This is a genomic window from Streptomyces sp. NPDC045695, assembly GCF_056432025.1.
Genome location: NZ_JBWKJU010000021.1, coordinates 101005 through 105702 on the forward strand (window position 1 = coordinate 101005; position 4698 = coordinate 105702).

A 4698-nucleotide genomic window follows, 5' to 3' on the forward strand; every position below is an offset into this window, starting at 1 on the left:
GACTCGGCAACAGCCTACGCAACCCCCCCCCCCCCCCCCCCCGCCCCCCACCCCCCCCCCCCCCCCCTCCCCCCTCTCCCCCCCCCCCCCCCCCCCCCCCCCCCCCCCCCCCCCCCCCGCACCATGTGTACGCCTGCGCTACATGTGCGGCATGTTGTAGTACCGGCTGAACTGTTCCCGGTAGGTCGGGTTCCCGCTGTGCTTGGCCTCGTCGAATTCGGGGGCGTCCTTGATCTGGTCCTTGGTCCGGTCGACGTAGACCTTCTCCTCGACCGTGTCGATCATGTTGATCGTCCGACGGCGGGCAGCAGTACGTGCTTGCCGAGAAGGCGGCCGCCGCCCACGTCCCCAGCCGCTCGAACATGACCCGAGACGACCTGGTGAAGGAGCTGTCCGAACATGACCGAGGCAGATCGAGACGAGCACGCGACCGCCCGCGCACGCCTCGCAGCCGACCGCGCCGATACCCTCGCGCAGGCGGCCGCACTGAGCCGCGACTTCGACGGGATCGTCGCGGCGAACGCCCTGGTCGCGGTCGACGACGAGCACGACCCCGAGGGAGGCAGTACCGCCTTCGAAAGAGCCCACGTGGCCACCCTGTTGGCGCGGGCGCGCGAACACCTGGAAGAGCTCGACCGGGCACTCGAACGGCTCGAACAGGGACTGTACGGACAGTGCGAAAACTGCGGCGGGACGATTCCGCCCGAACGCCTGGAGATCCGTCCGGCCGCGACCACCTGCGTCCGCTGCGCGTCCGATCCGCGCCGGCCGCCGCGTTCCGCCTGACGCCGACCAATGTCCGGTCCAACGGCGGAGCGCCCCGGGCTCGACAGCAGCAGCGTCACAGCCACCGCTGGCGAACCTACTGGGGCCCGAACTAGAGCGCTGGTTTTAGGGAGCGGCTCCGGGTGATCGTGCGGGACTGGTCATTCGCGTCGGTCACCCAGAACCGGTCGACGCGTCCGGTCAGGACGTGGTCGCGGACGATCAGGCCGAACGGAACGGCGACCGGCTGGGCCTCGTAGTCGGTGGGGTCGGGTTGGCGGGAGGCGCCGATGCCGTACTCGATCCGCGCAGCTCGACGGTTTGGACCGGTACCTGCGGCATGTCGCCGAGCAGGGCGCCGCCCCGCCGACCGGCGGGCAGGGCGCGGCCGGCCGACGGCGGGGCCGACACCCCCGCGTCGGCGGGGAGCACAGGCGTGCGGAGTCCCCGAGCCCGAGGCCAGCGGATGGCGGGCCGCGCGCGGGCGGATCGCCGACGGGCCCGCCCGCCCCGGGGACGAAGCCCTCGTTCGCCAGCAGCCGCTCCAGGAGGACGGGCACCAGCCGCCCGGAGGTCACCCCTGCCACGAACTGGAGCACGCGGGTCGCGGAGCCGCCCCAGTCGAGCCAACGGTCACCCTCCGGACCCGTCAGCGGTCACGCGGACGGGCCCGGAGCGTGACCGCGGTCTTCTGCACGCACCTTGTCGCCCAGGGCGTTACACCAGCAAGGGCCCGCCGCAGCGTTCGGCGCCGTCCTTCATCGCGATCAGATTGGCCTGCACATAGGAGATCTGGTTCCTGGAGTGCCAGTCGGTTGGGAAGTAGGTGATCAGCCGTGAGTTCTGGAATCGGGCCTGGATCTCCGGTACGAAGGCGCGGTACTGGTTGTCGGTGTAGTACCAGAACGAATTCTCGTTGTAGTAGGCGACATGCGTCGGGTCCTGGTACGCACCCCGGCCGTCGGAGCTGGGAGTCTGGCTGAGGAGCATGCCTCCTGGTGCCAGTAGGCGGTACAGCTCGTTGATCAGGGGAATCTTCGCGGGCACATGCTCCAGGAAGTCCACCGCCCGGAGCAGGCCGACCGAGTTGTCGGGGAGGTCCAGTGGCTCGGGCAGCGTCGCAATGATGTCGACGCCGTCCCTTGCGTACTGGTCCACTCCCAGGTAGCCGGGCGGCTTGCGGTGCGCGGCGCCGAGGTCCAGTGCGAGCAGCCCGCGCCGCTTGGTCCAGGCGAGCGCGTTGCATTCGATGTATTTGTCGTATAGGGCGACGGTCTCGCGCTGGATGTGTGCGTTGATCTCGGTGTCGCGCTGGGTGTTGTCGGGGTGCATTCGTTGCATGTACAGGCATCGGGGGATGCGGTGGAAGTCGCCCGCCTGGAAGAGACGGCACATCAAGTCCTGGTCGTCCAGCACTGTGCGTGTGGCGTCGTACCCGCCGACCTGCTCGTACGTGTCCCTGCGGAACGCCCGCACATGGTTGGGGGCGTACCAGATGTACGAGACGTTGTGCGGCGTCGGTGCCATGGAGATGGCTTGCAGGAGGCGGCGACCGTCGACGTCCACCTCCTCGTACTGCCAGCCGTTCGCCTCGTTGAAGCGTGTGTCGTCCCTGCTTCCGTCCTCGGTGATCTGAGCGGTGTGGCTGTAGACGAAGACGACGTCGGGATGCTCGTCGAAGGCCTTCGCCAGTTCCGCCAGGCAGTCCTTCGCCAGCAGGTCGTCGTGGTCGAGCTCGACGAGGATCTCGCCGCGTGCCACTTCGCAGGCACGGCGTTTGGCGGCTCCAACCCCCCGGATGTCGTCCGCGACCTCCAACCGGACACGGTCGTCGGGGCGTTCCGGCCGCCATCGAGCGCCGTTGTTGAGGAGGACGATCCACTCCCAGTCGGAGCAGGTCTGTGCTTGCAGGGTCGCGAGGCATTCGTCCAGGAAACGCGGTCGGTGGCTGGGAGTGAAGACGGAGAACCTCGGGGTCGGGGAAGAAGTCATTCCGTGGTACCTACCTGAGTGGCTGTCAGTGCTGGGATCGCGGAATCCCGGAACTTCTCCGGGACGTGCTGTAGTAGCGATGGGTCGGCGCGGACGGCGAGGCCGAAGGCGTCCTCGGCCTCTTCGTCCCGGCCCTTCTTCGCCAGGGCCTGTCCAAGGTGGAGATGGGCCGTGGCGGCCTTCGGGTCGGCGCCCACGATGTGCCGCAGGATCGCTATCGCCTGATCGGGGTGGCTCGACTCGATCAGAAGCGCCTTGTTGTAGAGGGCCGGTCCGAAATTCGAGTCGATCTTGAGGGCGTTGTCGTAAGCCGCGCGTGCGTCTGCTGTCCTTTTGTCGTGCTGGGCGATGACGCCGAGGTTGTACCAGGCGAGTTTGTTGGCGGGGTTCACGTTCAGGTCCAGGACCTGTCGGAAGCTATGCGTCGCTCCGGAGAATTCCTTGTTCTCCCCCTGCTTGATGCCCGCTTGGAGCAGTGCCTCAGCCCGCACGGCACGCTTGGCCATAGGTGATTCGGGCCCGGACACAGTCGAAGGAGTGGTCTTGGGGTCTCCTGCGAGCAGCTGGACCCAACCGGTAGCCGCGTTGGCGACCACGACTGCCGCGGCGAGTCCGGTCCACAGCACGATCCGCTTTTTCACAGGGTTCTACCTCACCGATCCGGTAACACGAGGGAGGCGGGCGGCATGAGCTAGCACGTTTGGCTGCACGGACGATGCTCGCGGACGTCGTTGACCAGTGCGGCCGTGTGCGCCGGCCGGCTGGTCAGGAGACTTCATGGCTCGGAGGTTCACGGCGCGCATACCGCGTAGACGGTGACTGTGCCCACGCCGTTCGAGGTGGCCTGCCAGCCAGTAGCCGGGGAACCCCCGACAGGACGGCTGCTGAGCATCTGGAGGCCGACGACCGACGTGCTCTGGTAGCCGCCGCCGACGGCGAATGTACCAGCGGGGCAAAAGACAACGGCTTGGCCTGTGCCGCTGTTGGAGACGACCGTGCTCTGCGCCCCGGGGCTCGCGCCCTGGTTGCCCTGGAACCCCTGGGTGCCTTGGAAGCCCTGGTTGCCCTGGAGCCCCTGGTTGCCCTGGAACCCCTGGTTGCCCTGGAACCCCTGGTTGCCTTGGGAGCCCTGGTTGCCTTGGAAGCCTTGAGGGCCCTGCGCACCGGGGCCGCCTTGACTTCCCTGGGCACCGGCACCGCCCTGGAACCCCTGCGTGCCCTGCGGACCGACGTTGCCTTGGCTGCCTTGCGCGCCGGTGCTGCCCTGGGTGCCCTGCGCACCCGCAGCTCCTTGACCGCCCTGCGCTCCGGTGCCGCCCTGGAAGCCCTGGCTGCCCTGGAACCCCTGACTGCCCTGTGTGCCGGTGCCGCCCTGGAACCCCTGACTGCCCTGCGTGCCCTGCGGACCGACGTTGCCCTGGCTGCCTTGCGCGCCGGTACTGCCCTGGGTGCCCTGCGCACCCACAGCTCCTTGACCGCCCTGCGCTCCGGTGCCGCCCTGGAAGCCCTGGCTGCCCTGGAACCCCTGACTGCCCTGTGTGCCGCTGTCGCCCTGGAACCCCTGACTGCCCTGCGTGCCCTGCGCGCCGACGTTGCCCTGGCTGCCTTGCGCGCCGGTACTGCCCTGGGTGCCCTGCGCACCCACAGCTCCTTGACCGCCCTGTGCTCCGGTGCCGCCCTGGAAGCCCTGGAATCCCTGGGTCCCCTGGCTGCCCTGGGTGCCGGTGTCGCCCTGGAACCCCTGGCTGCCCTGCGTGCCCTGCGCGCCGGTGTCACCCTGGAACCCTTGACTGCCTTGGACTCCGATGTCGCCCTGGCTGCCTTGGCTGCCCTGCGGGCCGATCTCGCCCTGGCTGCCCTGGCTGCCGACTTCACCCTGGCTGCCCTGGACGCCGGCCCCGCCCTGGAAGCCCTGGCTGCCCTGGAACCCCTGGCTGCCCT

The 4698-nt window shown here is 69.0% G+C and carries 5 protein-coding genes; 1 reads left to right on the forward strand and 4 read right to left on the reverse strand.

Features of this window, described 5'->3' with window-relative positions; all coding sequences use genetic code 11:
- Nucleotides 1-138: 138 nt before the first annotated feature.
- Complete coding sequence (locus AC07DU_RS28255) at nucleotides 139-285, reverse strand: hypothetical protein (RefSeq protein WP_479114444.1); 147 nt, start codon at nucleotides 283-285, stop codon at nucleotides 139-141.
- Between the two features lie 114 nt (nucleotides 286-399).
- Here AC07DU_RS28255 and AC07DU_RS28260 point away from each other — a divergent pair, with 114 nt between their 5' ends.
- Entirely contained in the window at nucleotides 400-786 is a 387-nt protein-coding gene (locus tag AC07DU_RS28260; RefSeq protein ID WP_360901977.1) for a TraR/DksA family transcriptional regulator, read from the forward strand.
- A gap of 696 nt (nucleotides 787-1482) precedes the next feature.
- On the opposite strand, the gene AC07DU_RS28265 is transcribed toward AC07DU_RS28260, so the two are convergent.
- The 3 genes from AC07DU_RS28265 to AC07DU_RS28275 all read right to left on the reverse strand — a co-directional run.
- Complete coding sequence (locus AC07DU_RS28265) at nucleotides 1483-2757, reverse strand: glycosyltransferase (RefSeq protein ID WP_360893499.1); 1275 nt, start codon at nucleotides 2755-2757, stop codon at nucleotides 1483-1485.
- Nucleotides 2754-3398: a tetratricopeptide repeat protein gene (locus AC07DU_RS28270; protein WP_479114447.1), complete on the reverse strand. Its 645-nt coding sequence runs from the start codon at nucleotides 3396-3398 to the stop codon at nucleotides 2754-2756. Before AC07DU_RS28270 ends, AC07DU_RS28265 begins: the two co-directional genes overlap by 4 nt.
- A 149-nt stretch (nucleotides 3399-3547) precedes the next feature.
- On the reverse strand, nucleotides 3548-4698 hold a 1151-nt coding region (locus tag AC07DU_RS28275), incomplete at its 5' end, for a collagen-like domain-containing protein (protein WP_479114449.1).